Source organism: Acidovorax sp. CCYZU-2555, from assembly GCF_018413525.1.
Lineage (GTDB): Bacteria > Pseudomonadota > Gammaproteobacteria > Burkholderiales > Burkholderiaceae_C > Comamonas.
The window spans coordinates 48,570-67,948 of the sequence record NZ_JAHCDD010000001.1 but is presented as its reverse complement, the minus strand read 5'-3'; the positions used below and the strand labels follow the sequence as shown (position 1 = coordinate 67,948).

Annotated in this window: 17 protein-coding genes; 14 read left to right on the top strand and 3 right to left on the bottom strand. The window is 65.1% G+C overall.

All coding sequences use genetic code 11. From position 1 onward, the window contains the following. Window positions 1-5 precede the first annotated feature (5 nt). The gene (gene rnr / locus KHY18_RS00305; RefSeq protein ID WP_213293209.1) at window positions 6-2,453 is read left to right on the top strand and encodes a ribonuclease R; all 2,448 of its coding nucleotides are present in this window, start codon (window positions 6-8) and stop codon (window positions 2,451-2,453) included. A 50-nt stretch (window positions 2,454-2,503) separates the two neighbouring features. Here rnr and KHY18_RS00300 read toward each other — a convergent pair whose 3' ends face one another. The 3 genes from KHY18_RS00300 to KHY18_RS00290 are packed head-to-tail and all read right to left on the bottom strand — an operon-like array spanning window position 2,504 to window position 6,704. Beyond that, window positions 2,504-4,006 carry an NAD(P)H-hydrate dehydratase gene (locus tag KHY18_RS00300; RefSeq protein WP_213293208.1) on the bottom strand — a complete coding sequence of 501 codons (1,503 nt, stop codon included), beginning with the start codon at window positions 4,004-4,006 and terminating at the stop codon, window positions 2,504-2,506. 25 nt (window positions 4,007-4,031) lie between these two features. Further along, window positions 4,032-5,282 (bottom strand): FAD-dependent oxidoreductase, encoded by a 1,251-nt coding sequence (locus tag KHY18_RS00295; RefSeq protein ID WP_213293207.1) that lies wholly within the window; start codon window positions 5,280-5,282, stop codon window positions 4,032-4,034. Window positions 5,283-5,327: 45 nt separating this feature from the next. Further along, window positions 5,328-6,704, bottom strand: coding sequence for an amidase (locus KHY18_RS00290; protein ID WP_213293206.1), 1,377 nt, complete (start codon window positions 6,702-6,704; stop codon window positions 5,328-5,330). Between the two features lie 205 nt (window positions 6,705-6,909). On the opposite strand from KHY18_RS00290, the gene rpsB reads away from it, so the two are divergent. The 13 genes from rpsB to lpxA all read left to right on the top strand — a co-directional run bounded on the left by rpsB (window position 6,910) and on the right by lpxA (window position 19,378). Then, complete coding sequence (rpsB, locus tag KHY18_RS00285) at window positions 6,910-7,662, top strand: 30S ribosomal protein S2 (protein ID WP_213293205.1); 753 nt, start codon at window positions 6,910-6,912, stop codon at window positions 7,660-7,662. A gap of 104 nt (window positions 7,663-7,766) precedes the next feature. Then, window positions 7,767-8,663 carry a translation elongation factor Ts gene (gene tsf / locus KHY18_RS00280; RefSeq protein WP_213293204.1) on the top strand — a complete coding sequence of 299 codons (897 nt, stop codon included), beginning with the start codon at window positions 7,767-7,769 and terminating at the stop codon, window positions 8,661-8,663. Between the two features lie 57 nt (window positions 8,664-8,720). After that, window positions 8,721-9,443 carry a UMP kinase gene (gene pyrH, locus KHY18_RS00275; RefSeq protein ID WP_213293203.1) on the top strand — a complete coding sequence of 241 codons (723 nt, stop codon included), beginning with the start codon at window positions 8,721-8,723 and terminating at the stop codon, window positions 9,441-9,443. 45 nt (window positions 9,444-9,488) lie between these two features. Beyond that, window positions 9,489-10,049, top strand: coding sequence for a ribosome recycling factor (gene frr / locus KHY18_RS00270; protein WP_213293202.1), 561 nt, complete (start codon window positions 9,489-9,491; stop codon window positions 10,047-10,049). After that, window positions 10,046-10,813 (top strand): polyprenyl diphosphate synthase, encoded by a 768-nt coding sequence (gene uppS / locus KHY18_RS00265; protein WP_502767985.1) that lies wholly within the window; start codon window positions 10,046-10,048, stop codon window positions 10,811-10,813. Before frr ends, uppS begins: the two co-directional genes overlap by 4 nt. Window positions 10,814-10,824: 11 nt before the next feature. Next, complete coding sequence (locus tag KHY18_RS00260; protein WP_213293201.1) at window positions 10,825-11,679, top strand: phosphatidate cytidylyltransferase; 855 nt, start codon at window positions 10,825-10,827, stop codon at window positions 11,677-11,679. Next, window positions 11,676-12,860 carry a 1-deoxy-D-xylulose-5-phosphate reductoisomerase gene (gene ispC / locus KHY18_RS00255; RefSeq protein ID WP_213293200.1) on the top strand — a complete coding sequence of 395 codons (1,185 nt, stop codon included), beginning with the start codon at window positions 11,676-11,678 and terminating at the stop codon, window positions 12,858-12,860. The genes KHY18_RS00260 and ispC overlap by 4 nt, the downstream gene beginning before the upstream one ends. A gap of 43 nt (window positions 12,861-12,903) precedes the next feature. Next, the gene (rseP, locus tag KHY18_RS00250) at window positions 12,904-14,268 is read left to right on the top strand and encodes an RIP metalloprotease RseP (protein ID WP_213293199.1); all 1,365 of its coding nucleotides are present in this window, start codon (window positions 12,904-12,906) and stop codon (window positions 14,266-14,268) included. Window positions 14,269-14,312: 44 nt separating this feature from the next. After that, window positions 14,313-16,610 carry an outer membrane protein assembly factor BamA gene (gene bamA / locus KHY18_RS00245; RefSeq protein ID WP_213293198.1) on the top strand — a complete coding sequence of 766 codons (2,298 nt, stop codon included), beginning with the start codon at window positions 14,313-14,315 and terminating at the stop codon, window positions 16,608-16,610. After that, window positions 16,610-17,116, top strand: coding sequence for an OmpH/Skp family outer membrane protein (locus KHY18_RS00240; RefSeq protein WP_213293197.1), 507 nt, complete (start codon window positions 16,610-16,612; stop codon window positions 17,114-17,116). Before bamA ends, KHY18_RS00240 begins: the two co-directional genes overlap by 1 nt. A 21-nt stretch (window positions 17,117-17,137) precedes the next feature. Next, window positions 17,138-18,136, top strand: a complete 999-nt coding sequence (gene lpxD / locus KHY18_RS00235; protein ID WP_213293196.1) for a UDP-3-O-(3-hydroxymyristoyl)glucosamine N-acyltransferase — start codon at window positions 17,138-17,140, stop codon at window positions 18,134-18,136. Beyond that, complete coding sequence (fabZ, locus tag KHY18_RS00230; RefSeq protein ID WP_213293195.1) at window positions 18,133-18,573, top strand: 3-hydroxyacyl-ACP dehydratase FabZ; 441 nt, start codon at window positions 18,133-18,135, stop codon at window positions 18,571-18,573. Before lpxD ends, fabZ begins: the two co-directional genes overlap by 4 nt. Before the next feature lie 16 nt (window positions 18,574-18,589). Then, window positions 18,590-19,378, top strand: coding sequence for an acyl-ACP--UDP-N-acetylglucosamine O-acyltransferase (gene lpxA / locus KHY18_RS00225; RefSeq protein WP_213293194.1), 789 nt, complete (start codon window positions 18,590-18,592; stop codon window positions 19,376-19,378). The last annotated feature ends 1 nt before the right edge of the window (window position 19,379 follow it).

Here is a 19,379-nt window from a genome sequence, read left to right as displayed (position 1 = left end):
AAAAAATGAACCTCAGCACAAACTCTGCCAGCGCAACCGAAGAAATCGAAGGCAGCGTGCAGGGGCATCGTGACGGCCACGGTTACGTGTTGCGCGATGACGGTGAAAAAGACATCTATATCCCGGCCAACGAAATGCGTGCGGTGCTGCACAAGGACCGGGTCAAAGTCATCGTTGTTCGCCATGACCGGCGCGGTCGCCCCGAAGGGCGCGTGACCGAAATCATCGAGCGCCCGACCAAGACCATCATCGGCCGGCTGCTGCAGGAAAGCGGTGTCTGGCTGGTCGCGCCCGAAGACAAGCGCTATGGCCAGGATGTACTGATTCCCGCGAACGCCACGGGCACGGCCAAGACCGGTCAGGTCGTGGTCGCCGAGTTGACCGAATCGCCTGCGCTGTTCGGCCAGCCCGTCGGACGCATCACCGAAGTGCTCGGTGAAGTCGACGACGCGGGCATGGAAATCGAGATCGCGGTGCGCAAGTACGATGTGCCGCACGAGTTCTCGCCCGAGTGCCTGGAGCAGGCCAAGGGCCTGCCCGACAAGGTGCGTGCGATCGATCGCAAGCAGCGCATCGATTTGACCGACGTTCCGCTGGTGACCATCGACGGCGAAGACGCGCGCGACTTCGACGATGCCGTGTACTGCGAGCCCGCCAAGGTCGGCCGTGCCAAGGGCTGGCGTCTGCTGGTGGCGATTGCCGACGTGAGCCACTATGTGCGCACCGGCAGCGCGATCGACACCGATGCCTACGACCGCGCGACCAGCGTCTACTTCCCGCGCCGCGTGATTCCCATGCTGCCCGAAAAGCTCAGCAACGGCCTGTGCTCGCTGAACCCCGAAGTCGATCGCCTGTGCATGGTCTGCGACATGCTGGTCACGGCCAAGGGCGATGTGCATGCCTACCAGTTCTATCCGGCCGTGATGCACAGCCATGCGCGCTTCACCTATACCGAAGTCGCTGCCATCCTGTCGAACACGCGCGGCCCCGAGGCCCAGCGCCGCAGCGCGCGCGTGCCCGATCTGCTGAACCTGCACGGCGTCTACCAGTCGTTGCTCAAGGCGCGCCAGGCGCGCGGTGCGGTCGATTTCGAGACCACCGAAACGCAGATCGTCTGCGACGACAACGGCCGCATCGAGAAGATCATTCCGCGCACGCGCAACGAAGCCCACAAGCTGATCGAGGAAGCGATGCTCGCGGCGAATGTCTGCAGCGCCGACTTCATCGCGCAAAGCGGCCAGAACGGCCTGTTCCGCGTGCATGACAGCCCGTCGGTCGAGAAGCAGGAAGTGCTGCGCAATTACCTCAAGGCCATGGCCGTGGGCATGTCGATCAGCGACAACCCCAAGCCCGCCGAGTTCCAGGCGATTGCCCAGGCAACGAAGGACCGCCCCGACGCGCCGCAGATCCACACCATGCTGCTGCGCTCGATGATGCAGGCCATCTACACGCCCGTGAACGAAGGCCACTTCGGGCTGGCGTTCGACGCCTACACCCACTTCACGAGCCCGATCCGGCGCTACCCCGATCTGCTGGTGCACCGCGTGATCAAGTCGGCGCTCGAAGGCAAACGCTACCGCCTGCCCGTGCTGCCCACGCCCGGCGAAGCGCATGCCAAGCTGGCCAAGCGCCTGGCAAACCGCGTGAGCCAGCCGGGTCAGACGCCGCGCAAGAAGCCCGCGGGCGGCGCCGAGCTGCTGGCCTGGGAGGCCGCTGGCCTGCACTGCAGCGCCAACGAGCGCCGCGCCGACGAAGCCAGCCGCGATGTCGAGTCCTGGCTCAAGTGCAAGTACATGCGCGAGCATCTGGGCGAGGAGTTCTCGGGCATGGTCACGGCCGTGACCACGTTCGGCATCTTCGTCACGCTCGATGCGATGTATGTCGAAGGCCTGGTGCACATCACCGAGCTGGGCGGCGACTACTTCAAGTTCGACGAAATGCGCCAGGAACTGCGCGGCGAGCGCTCGGGCATTCGCTACGCGATCGGCTCACGCCTGCGCGTGCAGGTCAGCCGCGTCGACCTCGACGGCCGGCGCATCGATTTCCGCCTGGTGCAGGAAGGCGGCGAAGCTCTGCCCGCACGCAGCAGCGGTGGCGGCGGCAAGCGCGATTCCCGGCCCCAGCGCGGTTCGCGTGAAGAGCGCAGCCCGCGCGACGAACGTGGTCGGCGCGAGGAGCCTGCGGGCCATCGCAGTGAACGCCCCGAGCGCAATCCCCGCGATGCGGGCGCGCGCCAGGCTGGCGATGCGAAGACGCATGTGGAAGATGTGCAGGACCAGGGCATGGATGCAGCGTCGGGACGCAAGGACCGCGGCAGCCGCTCCAAGCCTTCGCTGCTGATGCCTTCGCTGCCGCCGCCATCGCCCATCGAAGGCCTCAAGGCGTCGGTGCGCAAGGCCGCAACGGGCCCCAAGCCGCCCAGCGGCAAGCCCAAGCGCAAGCCGCGCCGCTAAGCCGGTACCGCACGACAAGCCCTCGCTGGTTCCGCCTGCGAGGGCTTTTTTCATTGCAGCGTGGTGGCCAGCGCGCTGGCCGTCAGCGCCAGGTGCGCGGGCCAGCGGTCGGCCGCCGCGCCATGCGCCTGCACGGCGTCGCTGGCCGCGTGGTGGGGCGCCAGGCCCCGGGCCAGGCGCGCGCCTATCAGCCCCGCGAGCACATCGCCCGTGCCGGCCGTGGCCAGTCGGGCGTTGCCGGTCGGGTTGATGATGGGCCGCTCGCCAGGCGTGGCGGTCACCGTGCCCGAGCCTTTGAGCACCACGGTGCACAGATAGCGAGCGGCCAGGGTCTGCGCCGCGGCGAGCCGGTCGGCCTGCACCTGGGCGGTGGTGGTCTGCAGCAGGCGTGCGGCTTCGAGCGGGTGGGGTGTAAGCACCGTGGCCTGGCCGGCCGCGGCGCGTGTGCGCAAGGCGTTGGCCAGCGCGCTGTCGCCGGCGACGGCGTTCAGCCCGTCGGCGTCCAGCACCAGGCGCGGCGCCTGGGCCAGCACCGTGGGCAGCACGGCGCGCACGGCCTCGCCGCCGCCGCAGCCGCAAACCGCGGTCAGGTCGGGCAGGCGCAGCGCATCGAAACGGCGCAGCATCAGTTCGGGCCAGGGCGGCGCCAGCGTCAGGCCGTCGTCAAGCATGCAGACCATCACCCGGCCCGCGCCGCCAAACACCGCCGCGCCGGCCGCGAGCCAGGCCGCGCCTGTCATTCCCATGCCGCGCGCCGCCAGGCCTTCGCCGCCTATCACCGCGACATCGCCAAAACTGCCCTTGTGGCTGGCGTGCAGGGCCGCGCCGCGCGCGCTTGTGCTGTGCGCCGTGCCCAGCTGCGCCGTCGCCGCGGGTGCCAGCGCGCCGCAACCCAGGTCATCGAGCCACACGCTGCCGCAGGCGTCGCGCCCTTGCGCGGTGAACAGTCCGGGCTTGAGCGTCAGCAGGCTCAGTGTGTGGCAGGGGGCAAGTGGTGCGCAGGCGGGTGCGAATCCTGGGGCGTATTGGCCGGTATCTGCATCGAGCCCCGAAGGAAGGTCGATCGCGAGCAGCGTTGCCGGGCTGGCGCGCAGTTGATCCAGCAGCGCGCGCAAGGCGGGCGCCGGCAGGCGCGCGGACGCCGCGCTCAGTCCGATTCCCAGCAAGGCATCGATGCAAAGATCGCGCGGGCCGAGGTCTGCGGGCGGGCCGGGCGCAAACACCACGCCTGCGGCGACCGCGCGCTGCCAGGCGGCGCGCGCATCGGGCGGTGTGGTGTCGGGCTGGCCCAGCCAGGTCACGGTGACGTTCTTGCCGGCCTGGTGCAACAAGGCTGCGGCTTCGAGGCCGTCGCCGCCGTTGTTGCCGCTGCCGCAGGCGATCCAGATCTGATGTGCATGCGGCGCGAGCGCCAGCGCGAGCCGCGCGGTGGCGGCGCCCGCGCGCTGCATCAGGCAGTGCGCGGGCAGGCCGCTGGCGGCCGTGGCTTCGAGGGCGCGGGTCGCGGCCACGTTGTGCAGCGCGTGCGCGATGTCGGCGGAAATATGTTGCATGGCCCCAGCATAGCCGGGGCCGGGCTCAGAACGACCTGAGCATCAGGCCGCTGGTGTCGATCGCGGGCGCGCGCCCCGAGATCAGGTCGGCGAGCAGTTGGCCCGATCCATGCGCCATGGCCGCGCCGTGGTTGCCGTGGCCCAGGTTGAGCCAGACGCCGGGCAGGCCGCTCGCGCCCAGCAGCGGCGCGCCGTCGGCGGTCATGGCACGCGTGCCGCGCCAGGTCTGCACGCCTTGCGACGGCTGCATGCCGCCGGGAAACCAGTGGTTCAGTGCGTCGTAAAGCCGCTGCAGGCTGGGCGCGTGGTGCGCGGCCGACGTGCCGATTTCGGCGCCGCCACCCGCGCGCACGCGCTGGCCCAGCCGCACCAGCGTGATCTGGCTGTCCCAGTCGACCACGGCGCAGCGCGGCGCATGCACGGGTTCGCGCATGGGGGCGCTCACGGTGTAGCCGCCCAGGCTCACCACGGGCAGTTTCAGGCCCAGGGGGCGCAGCAGCGCGGCGCTGTCGGTGCCGGCGCAGACCACGAGCGCGTCGTGCACGCGCGGCGACGCCTCACCCGCGAGCTGCACGCCCGCGGGCGCGTGGCGCAGCCGGGTGATGCGCGCGTCGAACACGAACTGCACGCCCATCTGCTGGGCCTCGAAGCGTTGCAACTGCACCCACATGCGCGCGTTCGCGGTCGCGGCGGCGGGCAGGTTCAGCGCGCCGGCCAATTTGAAGTCGCCCGCGAGCCCGGGTTCGAGCTGGCGCGCCTGTGCCACATCGAGCTGCTGCACGGCAATGCCGGCATCGGCGAGCACCGCGAGCGCGGGTTGCAGCCGCGCCAAAGTGGCTTCGGTGCGCAGCAGCACCATGGCGCCGGACTGGGATTGCAGCTCCTGGTCCAGCGCCGTGCCTTCGGCGTCGCGCAGCGCGCGGCTGTACTGGGCCAGGCGTTCTATCGCGGCGAGCGCCGGATGCACGCGTTCCGGCGCGCTGCGCACGCGCTGACCGGCCTGGCGCCATTGCCAGAGCCATGACAGATCGGCGCGGCCCAGCCCGCCGCCTATGCGCAGCAGCGCGGGATCGCGGCGCAGGCCGATGGAGGGTGCGAGGCCGGGAGCGCTCCAGGGTTGGAGCAGGGCGGGCGCGAGCCAGCCCGTGGGCGCGAAACTCGCGCCTTCGGCGGCGCTGCCGTGCTGGTCATAGACCGTGACGGCGTGTCCGTCGCGCTGCAGCGCATGCGCAGTGGCGATGCCGGCAGCGCCGGCACCCACGATGGCAATATTCATGAGAGGGGTGTGGTCAGGGAAATGCGGACCGCAGCGCGGCAGGCGCTACGAGGCCGCGAGTATGCCTTCGATCTGCAGGCTGATGTCGAGAACTGCATCATCGTGCAGCGCGCCATGCCAGACCATCAACCCTACAGGAAGCTCGCCTTGTCTGTGGCAAGGCAGCGACAGCGCGCAGCCGTCGAGCATGTTGACCACGCTGGTGTTGCGCAGCAGCAGCGTATTGGCGTGCTGGAAAGCCGCGTCGCGGCGCGCATCTTCCGCGGCGTCCAGGCCCTGGGCCGGCGCGACGCTGTCGATGGTGGGCGCCAGAATCGGCACGGTGGGCGACAGCAGCGCGTCGTAACCGGCCAGCGCCTGCTCCATGCGTGCGATCCACTGGTTGCGCGCGTTGTGCAATTCGATGTAGTGCGCGGCGGTCATGCTCGCGCCGCGTTCGATGCGGCTGCGCACGCGCGGGTCGTAGGGCAGGCCCAGCGCGTCGGCGCGGGTCAGCAGCGGGCGGTGCCACGCATAGCTTTCGGCGCCCGAGAAGCTGCCGTTGTCGTTGATGTGGGTCAGCGTGTCGAGTTCGGGCAGGTCGATCTCGACGATGTGCGCGCCCGCGGCGCGCAGCTGCTCGAGGCTGCGCTCGAACGCCAGTGCCACGGCGGGTTCGATGTCATCAAAAAACAATTGGCGCGGCACGGCCAGACGCCAGTCGGCGATGCCGCAGGCGGCGCGCGTGACCGTACGCGCAGCCAGGATTTCATGCACCAGGATGGCGTCGCGCACGCTGAGCGTCATGGCGCAGACGGTGTCCAGCGTCGGCGACAGTGGAATCGTGCCGCTCGCGGGCGTGAGCCGCGCGGTGTTCTTGAAGCCGACCAGGCCGTTGAGGGCTGCGGGAATGCGGATCGAGCCGCCGGTGTCCGAGCCCAGGCCCACATAGGCCGCACCGCTGGCGACCGAAACCGCCGCGCCCGACGACGAGCCGCCGCTCACGCGCGCCGGGCCGGGCAGGGGGCCGAAGCGCGCATCGAGCGCCGCGGGGCTGCCGAAATGCGGATTGATGCCCACGCCCGAGTAGGCGAACTCGACCATATGGGTACGGCCGATGATGGCCGCGCCCGCCGCGCGCAGCCGCGCCACGGCCAGGCAGTCTTCGCCGGCCTCGGGCGCTTCGGCGAGTACGCGCGAACTCGCCGCGCTGCGTGTGCCCTCTATGTCGAAGAGGTCTTTGACCGAGACCGGCAGGCCGGCCAGCGGCAGCTGCGGCGCGGCGCGCGCCGCGCTCTGCATGGCGCTGTCGAAAAGGGTCTGGGCGAACACATGTTCGCAGGCCGGGGAAGTCGCCGTGGCGATCGCGGACTGGAGCAGATCGGTAGCGCGGCATTCGCCGCTGCGCACGTTGGCGAGCGCGGAGCAAAGATCAAAGGGCATGCTTGTGGTAGAATTTTTCGGCTTTGCTGAGTGCTGCCTTGCGGCATGCAATGCTGGGCGCGTCTTTCACGAAAAGTGATGCGCGTTCCACACAGTGTGCCCTAGCGGCAAGCAGCAAAGCAAATAGCAAACCAGTCCCCTCAAGGTGTTGCCCTCACGGGCAAATGTCGGGCTGGATTTTAGACCCAACCTTTGGAGTATTCATATGTCCGTCACTATGCGCGAAATGCTGGAAGCCGGTGTCCACTTCGGTCACCAAACCCGTTTCTGGAACCCCAAGATGGCTCCGTTCATCTTCGGTCACCGCAACAAGATTCACATCATCAACCTGGAAAAGTCGCTGCCGATGCTCCAGGCTGCGCAAAAGTTCGCCAAGCAACTGTCCGCCAACCGCGGCACCGTGCTGATGGTCGGTACGAAGCGTCAAGCCCGCGACCTGGTGGCTGCTGAAGCCCAGCGCGCTGGCGTGCCTTACGTCGACCAACGCTGGTTGGGCGGCATGCTGACCAACTTCAAGACCGTCAAGACGTCGATCAAGCGTCTGAAGGACATGAAGATCCAGCAAGAAGCCGGTCTGGAAGCGATGAGCAAGAAGGAACAGCTGATGTTCGCTCGCGAACTCGAAAAGCTGGAAAAGGACATCGGCGGCATCCAGGACATGAACGGTCTGCCTGACGCCATCTTCGTGATCGACGTGGGCTTCCACAAGATCGCCGTGGCCGAAGCCAAGAAGCTGGGCATCCCCCTGATCGGTGTGGTGGATTCGAACCACAACCCCGAAGGCATCGACTACGTGATCCCTGGTAACGATGACTCGGCCAAGGCCGTGGAACTGTACGCCAAGGCTATCGCTGACGCGATCATCGAAGGCCGTGCAGACGCCGTCAACGACGTCGTCAAGGCCGTGGCTGCTGAAGGCTCGGACGAATTTGTGGAAGTGCAAGAGTCGGCTGCCTAAAGTCCGCCAACGCGACCTGTCGCGAAAAAGAAGCGGGGCTCTGGTAGCCCCCTTTTTTTAGCCTCAATCCTTGTAACGAATCGAACTGAAACCGGAGAATTAAGATGGCTGTTATTACCGCAAAACTGGTGGCTGAACTGCGTGCTAAGACCGACGCACCGATGATGGAATGCAAGAAGGCACTGACCGAAGCCGAAGGCGATCTGGTCAAGGCTGAAGAGCTGCTGCGCGTCAAGCTCGGCACCAAGGCTGGCAAGGCTGCTTCGCGCATCACCGCTGAAGGCGTGGTTGCTGCTTACATCAACGGCAATGTTGGCGCGATGATCGAAGTCAACAGCGAAACCGACTTCGTGTCCAAGAACGACAGCTTCCTGGCCCTGGCTGATGCCGCCGCCAAGCTGATCGCGGAACACAACCCTGCTGACCTCGAAGCACTGGCTGCACTGCCCTACGAGCAAGACACTTTCGGCCCCACGCTGGAAGATGTGCGCAAGGGCCTGATCGGCAAGATCGGCGAAAACATGTCGTTCCGCCGCTTCAAGTACTTCAACGGCAGCAACCTGGCTTCCTACCTGCACGGCTCGCGCATCGGCGTGGTCGTCGAGTTCGAAGGCGACGCAACGGCTGCCAAGGATGTGGCAATGCACGTGGCCGCAATGAAGCCTGTCTCGCTGAGCAGCTCCGAAGTGCCTGCCGACCTGATCGAAAAAGAGCGCACCGTGGCAACCGCCAAGGCCGCTGAATCGGGCAAGCCCGCCGACATCGTCGCCAAGATGGTCGAAGGTTCGGTGCAGAAGTTCCTCAAGGAAGTTTCGCTGAACAACCAGGTCTTCGTGAAGGCCGCTGACGGCAAGCAAACCGTTGAGCAAATGCTCAAGGCCGCAAACACCACCGTCAAGGGCTTCACCCTGTACGTGGTCGGCGAAGGCATTGAGAAGAAGGTTGACGACTTCGCTGCTGAAGTGGCTGCCCAAGTGGCTGCTGCCAAGGCTGGCGCTTAAGTCATCCGTAGACCGTTTCTTTCCCCTGATCCCATTTTTACCGTTCGGAGTATTTTCATGACCCACGCAGCACCAGCCCACAAGCGCATCTTGCTCAAGTTGTCTGGTGAGGCGCTCATGGGCGACGACTCCTTCGGCATCAACCGGGCCACCATCGTTCGCATGGTGGAAGAAATCGCTGCCGTCACCCGTGTGGGTGTGCAGGTGGCGGTGGTCATCGGGGGCGGAAACATCTTTCGTGGCGTGGCGGGTGGCTCTGTAGGAATGGACCGTGCAACGGCCGACTACATGGGCATGCTGGCCACGGTCATGAATGCCCTGGCCCTGGCCGATGCCATGGACAAGCAGGGCCTGACGGCCCGCGTGATGTCGGCCATTGCCATCGAGCAGGTGGTCGAGCCCTACGTGCGCCCCAAGGCGCTGCAGTACCTCGAAGAGGGCAAGGTCGTGGTTTTCGCGGCCGGCACGGGCAACCCGTTTTTCACCACCGACACCGCCGCCGCGCTGCGGGGTGCGGAAATCGGTGCCGAAGTCGTGCTCAAGGCGACCAAGGTGGATGGCGTTTATACGGCCGATCCGTTCAAGGACCCTGAAGCAACCCGCTACACGAAGCTGAGCTTCGATGAAGCCATTTCGCGCAATCTGGGCATCATGGATGCAACCGCGTTCGCGCTGTGCCGCGACCAGAAGCTGCCGGTGCGGGTGTTCTCCATCGTCAAGCATGGAGCGCTGTTGCGCGTGGTGATGGGTGAAGACGAAGGCACCTTGGTGTACGCTTGAGCATCATGCACCACGCAGGTGCATAGCCGATCCCGAGGAATAGACATGACGATTGCTGACATCAAGAAGACTACCGAAGCCAAGATGGACCAGTCCATCACGGCGTTCAAGAACAACCTGGGCAAGATCCGCACTGGTCGCGCCAGCGCCGGCATGCTCGACAGCATCATGGTCGAATATTACGGCTCCATGGTGCCGCTGACGCAGGTGGCCAATGTGTCGCTGCTCGATTCGCGCACGCTGAGCGTTCAGCCCTGGGAAAAGCCCATGGGCGCGAAGATCGAAAAGGCCATTCGCGAAAGCGATCTGGGCGTGAACCCCTCGTCGCTGGGCGACCTGATCCGCGTGCCCGTTCCGCCGATGAGCGAAGAGCGCCGCAAGGAAATGACCAAGCTCGCCCGCAATGAAGCCGAAGGCGCGAAGATCGCCATCCGCAACCTGCGCCGCGATGCGAACGACTCGGTCAAGAAGCTGGTCAAGGAAAAGCTGGCGTCCGAAGACGACCAGAAGCGCGCCGAAACCGACGTGCAGAAAGTGACCGACCGCCACATCGTTGAAATCGATCAACTGGTGGCCGGCAAGGAACAAGAGATCATGGCGGTTTGACAGGTCCAGTCACCGTAGACCACGCCTTGCAGACGTTCACCGAATTTTCCGTGCCCGCGCACGTTGCCATCGTCATGGATGGCAACGGCCGTTGGGCCAAGCGCCGTTTCATGCCCCGGCTCACGGGGCACGCACAGGGCGTCAAAGCCTTGCGTCGCTGCGTCAAGGCCTGCCTTGAGCGTGGCGTCGCGGTGCTCACGGTGTTTGCGTTCTCCTCGGAAAATTGGCAGCGTCCCGAAGACGAGGTTTCCGGCCTGATGGGCTTGCTCACTTCGGCGCTGGGCCGTGAAGTGGCCCAGCTCGGCCGCGAAGGCGTGCAACTGCACTTTGTCGGTGAACGCCGCGGCCTGAGCGAGCGCATCTGCGCCGGTCTCGACGCCGCCGAGCGCGAAACGGCGCACAATAGCCGTCTTGTGCTCAATATCTGTTTCAATTATGGCGGGCGCTGGGACATCGCCCAGGCTGCGGCCCGCGTCGCGGCCCGGGGCGAGCCCATCACCGAGGCCAGCCTGAATGCGGCCATGGGATTGGCGCATGTCGCCGACCCCGACCTGCTGATTCGCACGGGCGGTGAAATGCGCATCAGCAATTTCCTGCTGTGGCAGCTGGCCTATTCGGAATTGTTTTTCAGCCCTGTCCTGTGGCCCGACTTCGACGAAGCGGCATTGGACGAGGCTTTTGCTGCCTACGGCGCGCGCGAGCGCCGCTTTGGCAAAACTTCTGCACAAATTCAGTCGGCCCCTCCCGCGCAGTTGCCGGTCTGAGAAAGGGAACCATGCTCAAGCAGCGTGTCATTACCGCCCTGGTCCTGCTGGCTATTCTTCTTCCCGCATTGTTCTATCCGGACCCGCTGCCGTTCTCGGTCGTGGTGCTGGTGCTGATGACCGCCGGCGCCTGGGAATGGGGGCGCATGCATGGCCTGGGACAGGCCGGCGCGGGCGCGCTTGGCGTCGCCTGCCTGCTGCTGTGCGCACTGAGCTGGTACCTGGGCTGGCTCGACCAGTCGCTGGCCCGGCTGTGGCTGATCGGCGGCAGCCTCTGGGTGCTGGCCGGCGCGGCGCTGCTGCGCGCGGGCGTCGGTGCCTGGGGCCGCGTGCCGCTGGCGCTGCGTCTGGTGGGCGGCGTTCTGGCGCTGTGGCTGGCCTGGCTGGCCGTGGTGCAGGCGCATCGCATGGGCGTCAACTTCCTGCTGTCGGTGCTGCTGCTGGTCTGGGTGGCCGATATCTTTGCCTATTTCGCTGGCCGCGCTTTCGGCCTCAAGTTCACGCGCAACAAGCTTGCGCCCTCGATCAGTCCCGGCAAGAGCTGGGAAGGCGTCTGGGGCGGCATGGCCGGCGTGCTGGTGCTGGCCGCGGTCTGGGTGGTCGCCGACCGCCAGTTCGGCGCGGCGCTGCCGAGCTTCTATTCCCTTTTGCTGCGCCAGGGCCTGTGGTTCCTGGTGCTGGCCGTGGTCTTCATGGGCGCGATGAGCGTGGTCGGTGATCTCGTCGAGTCGCTGGTCAAGCGCAGCGTCGGCGTGAAGGACAGCAGCGCGCTGCTGCCGGGTCACGGCGGCGTGCTCGACCGCATCGATGCGCTGCTGCCGACCCTGCCATTGGCCATGATGCTTTCTTCTTTCGTATATCCATGAAACAACGTCTCACCATTCTCGGCTCCACGGGCTCCGTAGGCACCAGCACGCTCGACGTGGTGTCGCGCCATCTCGCGGATTACGAGGTGTTCGCGCTCAGCGCCGCGACCCAGGTCGATCTGCTGCTCGCGCAGTGCGCGCAGTTCAAGCCGCGCTTCGCGGTCATGGCCAGCCCCGCCCATGCGCGCGAACTGGCCGACAAGATCAAGGCCAATGGCCTGGCCACCGAAGTGCTGCAGGCGCCCGATGCGCTCGAGCAGATCGCCGCCCACGAAGAGGTCGATGCCGTCATGGCGGCGATCGTCGGCGCCGCGGGCCTGGGCCCCTGCCTGGCCGCTGCCAGGGCCGGCAAGCGCCTGCTGCTGGCCAACAAGGAAGCGCTGGTCGTCGGCGGCGCGCTGTTCATGGACACCGTCAAGCGCCATGGCGCGACGCTGCTGCCCATCGACAGCGAGCATTCGGCGATTTTCCAGTGCCTGCCCGAAGACCGCAGCACCTGGGCGCGGCGCGTCGACAGCATTTTGCTCACGGCCTCGGGCGGACCGTTTCGCACGCGGGATCCCGCAAGCCTCTCGCAGATCACGCCCGAGCAGGCCTGCGCGCACCCCAACTTCTCCATGGGCCGCAAGATTTCCGTCGACTCCGCGACGATGATGAACAAGGCGCTCGAAGTCATCGAAGCCCGCTGGCTGTTCGACATGACGCCCGATCGCATCAAGGTGGTGATCCATCCCCAGCAGATCGTGCACTCGATGGTGCAGTTCAACGATTCGTCGGTGCTGGCCCAACTGGGCACGCCCGACATGCGCGTGCCCATTGCCTGCGGCCTGGCCTGGCCCGAGCGCATCGAAAGCGGTGCGGCACGCCTAGACTTCTCCCAGTTGACGGCGCTGACTTTCGAGGACGCCGACGCCCAGCGCTTTCCGGGGCTGCACCTGTCATGGCAGGCGCTGCGCGCGATCGAAGGCACGACCACCGTGCTCAACGCGGCCAATGAGATGGCCGTCGATGCCTTCCTGCAGCGCCGGCTGACGTTCGACCGCATCCATGCGGTCAACCTCGAAACGCTGGCAAAAATGCAGCTGCCGCAGGCTCCGGGCTCGCTCGAAGACCTGCTGGCCGTCGATGCCCAGGCGCGCGATTGCGCGCGCGCCGCGGTCGAACGCTGGGCGCTGGCCTGAACGGCCGGGCCCGGTTCTCTTTTTCTAGGAATAGGCGCCACCCATGTTGATGACTGTTCTTGCTTTCGTGCTTGCGCTGGGCGTGCTGATCGCCGTGCACGAGTACGGCCACTACCGCGTGGCCGTGGCCTGCGGCGTCAAGGTGCTGCGCTTCTCGGTGGGCTTCGGCAAGCCCTTGCTGCGCTGGACGCCCAAGGGCTCATCGACCGAGTTCGTGCTCGCGGCGTTTCCGCTGGGCGGCTACGTGCGCATGCTCGACGAGCGCGAAGCGCCCGTCGAGCAAGGCGAGCGCCACCTGGCGTTCAACAACAAGCCCTTGCGTTCGCGCGCGGCGATTGTCGCTGCCGGCCCCGCGGCCAATCTGCTGCTCGCGGTGCTGCTGTATGCGGGCGTCAACTGGATAGGCGTGCAGGAGCCCAAGCCCTATGTGGCCAACCCCCAGGCCGGCTCCCTGGCCCAGGCCGCGGGCCTGCAGGGCGCCGACCTGGTGCAGGCCGTGGCGCGGGGCGACGGCCCCTTTGAGCCCGTGGTCTCGTTTGACGAACTGCGCTGGGCATTGGCCCGTGCGGCGCTCGAAGGCGAAGATGCGCGCCTTGAAATCCTGCGCCCCAAGGCTTCCGCCGCCACGGTGCTCAAGCTGCCCCTGGGCACGCTCGAAACGCGCGAAGCCGACGAAAAACTGTTCGAGCGCATAGGCGTGGTCGCGCCCTGGACGCCGGCCGTCATGGGCGAGTTGCTGCCCGACAGCGCGGCCAAGCGCGCAGGTCTGCGCGAAGGCGACAAGGTGCTGTCGGTGGGGCCGGTTGCGGTTGTCGACGGCCAGCAGCTGCGCGGCCTGATACGCGCTTCGGTGAGCGGCACCGAAGGCCTGGCGCAAGACTGGCGCATCGAGCGCGACGGCCAGCCGCTGCAGTTGTCGGTGCGCCCGGATGCCGTGCAGCAGGATGATCAATGGGTGGGGCGCATAGGCGCGTTCGTCGGCGCCGCGCCTGAAATGACGCTGGTGCGCCGCGGTTTCGTGGAAGGCCTGCAAAATGGCGCGCAGCGCACCTGGGACCTGTCGGTATTGACCTTGCGCATGATGGGCCGTATGGTCATCGGCGAAGCGTCGCTGAAGAATATAAGCGGCCCGCTGACGATTGCCGACTATGCCGGCAAATCGGCGAGCATGGGCTTCACGCAGTACCTGGCGTTCCTCGCGCTCATCAGCGTGAGCCTGGGCGTTCTCAACCTGCTGCCCCTGCCGGTTTTGGACGGTGGGCACCTGATGTATTATCTTTGGGAAGGCGTGACGGGCCGGCAGGTGTCCGAAGCTTGGATGGAAAGATTGCAGCGTCTCGGCGTGGCTGTGCTGCTGCTGATGATGTGCATCGCCTTTTTCAACGATATCAACCGGCTTTTGGGCTAACTATTTTTGCCGAATTTGCCAAGCAAGTCGGCGGCAATTCACTCATGAAAAAACACATCAATCGCTTAGGCGCGCGTACCGCTTCGGCCTTGACCGCCATGGTTCTCGCGGCCAATGCCGCCTGGGCACTGGAGCCCTTCAAGGTACAGGACATCCGCGTCGAAGGTCTGCAGCGGGTGGAAGCCGGCACCATCTTCGCGTCCATTCCCCTGCGCGTCGGTGACGATTACAACGACGAAAAGGGCTCGGCCGCGATCCGCGCGCTGTTTGCCCTGGGCCTGTTCAAGGACGTGCGCCTCGAAGCCAACGGCAATGTGCTGACCGTGGTCGTCGAGGAACGCCCGACGATTGCCGACGTCAACTTCGCCGGCACCAAGGAGTTCGACAAGGACACTTTGAAGAAGGCCATGCGCGACGTGGGTCTGGCCGAAGGCCGGCCTTTCGACAGCGCGCTCTCCGACCGTGCCGAGCAGGAGCTCAAGCGCCAGTACATCAACCGCAGCCTTTACGGCGCGGAAGTCGTGACCACGGTCACGCCCATCGAGCGCAACCGCGTCAACCTGACGTTCACGGTGACCGAAGGCGAGCCGGCGAAGATCAACGAGATCCATGTGGTCGGCAACAAGGCCTTCAGCGAATCCACGCTCAAGGGCCTATTCGACCAGGACACGGGCGGCTGGCTCAGCTGGTACACCAAGTCCGATCGCTATGCGCGCTCCAAGCTCAACGCCGATCTGGAAACCCTGCGCTCGTACTATCTGCAGCGCGGCTACCTCGAGTTCCGCATCGAGTCGACCCAGGTCGCGATCTCTCCAGACAAGCAGACGATTTCGCTGACGGTGAACATCCACGAAGGCGAACGCTATGTGGTGTCCGACGTCAAGCTCGAAGGCAATTTCCTCGACCGTGAGGACGAATTCAAGTCCCTGGTCGCGATCAAGGCCGGCGAGCCCTACAACGCCGACCAGGTAACGCAGACCACCAAGGCGTTTTCCGACCACTTCGGCAATTTCGGCTTTGCGTTCGCGCGCGTCGAAGCCGTGCCCGAGATCGATCGCGTCAACAACCGTGTTTCCATTGTGGTCAAGGCCGAGCCTTCGCGCCGCGCCTATGTGCGTCGCATTCAGGTCAATGGCAACAACCGCACGCGCGACGAAGTGATTCGCCGCGAGTTCCGCCAGTTCGAAGCCTCGTGGTACGACGGCGACAAGATCAAGCTGTCGCGCGACCGCGTCGATCGTCTGGGCTTCTTCACCGAAGTCAACATCGAGACCCAGGAAGTGCCGGGCTCGCCCGACCAAGTGGATATCGTCGTGACGGTGGCCGAGAAGCCCACGGGCTCGTTGCAATTGGGTGCAGGTTTTTCAAGTGCTGAAAAGATCTCCCTGTCGTTCGGTATCAAGCAGGAAAACGTGTTTGGGTCGGGTAACTATCTGGGTATTGATGTAAATACCAGTAAATACCGCCGCACCCTGGTGGTGAGCACCACCGATCCTTATTTCACCAAGGACGGCATCTCGCGCACGCTCGATGCCTACTACCGCACCGACAAGCCTTACGAAGACCAGGGCGGCAACTACCAGCTCGTGACCGCGGGTACGGGCGTGCGTTTCGGCGTGCCGTTCAGCGAACTCGATACGGTCTTCTTCGGCGCGGGCCTGGAGCAGACGCGCATCAAGCCGGGTACCAACATTCCCGCGGCCTACCTCGCCTATGGCGACACCTATGGCTACACCAGCACGGCCGTGCCGCTGACCATTGGCTGGTCGCGCGACAGCCGCGACAGCGCGCTGGCGCCCAATGACGGCCGCTATCAGCGCCTCAATACCGACTGGTCGGTGGCCGGCGACGCGCGATACGTGCGTGCCAACTACCAGATCCAGCAGTACGTGCCGCTGAGCAAGAAGTTCACGCTGGCCTTCAACGGTGAGCTGGGCTGGGGCAAGGGCCTCAACGGCCGTCCGTTCCCGGTATTCAAGAACTTCTACTCGGGTGGCCTGGGTTCGGTGCGTGGTTTCGACCAGGGCACGCTGGGCCCGCGTGACGTGATCGGTTCGTCGCTGGGCGGACCGAAGAAAGTCACGCTGAATGCAGAATTCATGGCGCCGCTGCCAGGCGCCGGCAATGACAAAACTTTGCGTGTGTTCACCTTTGTTGACGTCGGTAATGTGTTTGGCGACCGCGAAACGGTCGACTTCTCAATGATGCGGGCTTCGGCTGGCATTGGTTTGAGCTGGATTTCCCCGCTGGGGCCATTGCGCTTGGCGTATGCTCATCCCGTGCGTAAATTCGCTGGGGATAAAATCCAGAAACTTCAATTCCAAATCGGAACGTCCTTCTAATGAAATCACTCTCTCGCCAAATCTCTCTGGCCGTGCTGATGGGCACTATGGCTCTGGCTGCGCATGCGCAAGAATTCAAGGCCGGGTTTGTCAATACGGACCGTATCTTCCGCGAAGCCACCACGGCCAAGGCCGCACAGGCCAAGCTCGAACAAGAATTCTCCAAGCGCGAAAAAGAGCTCGTCGACACGGGCAACACGCTGAAGACCGCTTCGGACAAGTTCGAGCGCGAAGCGCCCACGCTGTCTGAATCGCAGCGCACTGCACGCCAGCGTCAGCTGGTCGACCAGGACCGTGAATTCCAGCGCAAGCGCCGCGAATTCCAGGAAGACCTGAACTCGCGCAAGAACGAAGAACTGTCGGCCGTGCTCGAGCGCGCCAACCGCGTGGTCAAGACCGTTGCCGAAGCGGAAAAGTACGACGTGATCCTGCAGGAAGCCGTCTACATCAACCCCAAGCACGACATCACCGACAAGGTGCTCAAGGCGCTCAACGCCGGCAAGTAAGCTGCTGAAGACGTACAGACAGTGAGCTTGATACTCGGGCAAATTGTGGGTGCGCTGGGGGGCACGCTGGAGCTGGCGGGTAGCGATACGGAGATTTTCCGTATTGCTCCGCTGGACTCCGCAGGCGCAGGAGACCTGAGCTTCCTGAGCAATCCACGCTACCAGCAGCAACTGGCCGCCTCCAAGGCGGCCTGTGTCATTGTGGCGCCCGCCATGCGGGAAGCTGCAATGCAACGCGGCGCGTGCATAGTCACGCCCGACCCCTACGTTTATTTCGCGCGCGCGACCCAGCTGTGGAAGCGCCTGCACGAGCGCGCGCTGCAAAGCGGCGTGCATGCGAGCGCGGTGGTCGACCCGGAGGCGGTGATCGATCCAACGGCCTATATAGGCCCGCTGTGCGTGGTCGAGCGCGGTGCGCGCATAGGCGCGGGCACGGTGCTCAAGTCGCGCGTCACGGTGGGTGAGAACTGCATCGTGGGTGCGCGTTGCCTGCTGCATGCGGGCGTGGTGCTGGGTTCCGACGGCTTCGGCTTCGCGCCCGAGCGTGGAACCTGGGTCAAAATCGAGCAGCTCGGTGCGGTGCGCATCGGTGATGATGTGGAAATTGGTGCCAATACCTGCGTGGATCGCGGCGCACTTGATGACACTGTGATTGAAAACGGCGTGAAGCTGGATAATCTCGTCCAGATCGGACACAACGTCCATGTCGGACAGCATGTCGCCATGGCCGGGTGCGTGGGCGTGGCGGGCAGCGCGCGGATCGGTGCGCATTGCACCGTCGGCGGCGGCGCGATCGTTCTCGGGCATTTGCAGTTGGCCGAAAATGTACATATTTCGGCGGCGACTGTGGTGACGCGTTCTTTGAACAAGCCTGGCGTCTATACAGGAATGTTTCCTGTCGATGAAAACAACAAATGGGAAAAAAATGCTGCCACTTTGAAGCAGCTGCATAGCTTGCGCGAGCGCATCAAGGCGCTTGAGCAACAGCAGCCGCAGGGCAGCAAGATCGGAACGCAATGATGGATATCCACGCAATTCTCAAGCAACTGCCTCACCGCTACCCGTTTCTGCTGGTGGACAAGGTACTCGAGCTCGAGAGCAACCAACGTATCAAGGCGATCAAGAACGTCACGTTCAACGAGCCTTATTTCCAGGGTCATTTCCCTGGCCGTCCCGTGATGCCCGGCGTGCTGATGCTCGAAGCATTGGCCCAGGCCGCGGGCCTGCTGGCGTTCGACGCCATGGGCAAGGTGCCGGACGAAAACAACATCTACTACTTCGTCGGCATCGATGCCGCGCGCTTCAAGCGCCCGGTCGAGCCCGGTGATCAGCTGGTGCTCGAGATCACCATCGATCGCGTGCGCGGCGGCATCTGGAAGTTCAAGGGCGTGGCCCGCGTCGGTGACGAGGTGGCCTGCGAAGCCGACCTGATGTGCACCATGCGGGCCGTGGGCTGAAAGCGCTGGATTGGTCGTGAGCCGCATTCACTCCACCGCGCTGGTTGATCCGGCAGCCCAGCTTGACGCATCGGTGACCGTGGGTCCCTATGCGGTCATCGGCCCCCATGTGCGCATTGGGGCCGGCACCACCGTGGGCGCGCATTGCGTCATCGAAGGCCATACGACCATAGGCGCGGACAACCAGATCTTCCAGTTCGCCTCGCTGGGCGCGCAGCCGCAGGACAAGAAGTATGCGAACGAGCCTACCCGTCTGGTCATCGGCGATCGCAACACCATCCGCGAGTTCTGCACGTTCAACACCGGCACCGTCCAGGACGAAGGGCTGACGCAGATCGGCAACGACAACTGGATCATGGCCTATGTGCACATCGCGCACGACTGCGTCGTGGGCGATCACACGGTGCTGGCGAACAACGCCACGCTGGCCGGCCATGTGAAGGTCGGCGACCATGCGATTCTCGGCGGGCTGACGGGTGTGCACCAGTTCACCCAGATCGGCGCGCATGTAATGGCCGGCTTTGCCAGCCATATCTCGCAGGACGTTCCGCCGTTCATGCTGGTCGACGGCAATCCGCTGTCGGTGCGCGGCTTCAACCTCGAAGGCCTGCGCCGCCGCGGCTTCACACCGCAGCGCCTGGCCGCGGTCAAGCAGATGCACAAGCTGCTGTACCGCCAGGGACTGACGCTGGAAGCCGCACGCCAGGCGATTGCCGAGCTGCCGGCGCAATATCCCGAAGCCGCTGTCGATATAGCCGCGTTGAGCGCGTTCATCGCGGGCTCCAAGCGCGGTCTCGCGCGCTGAA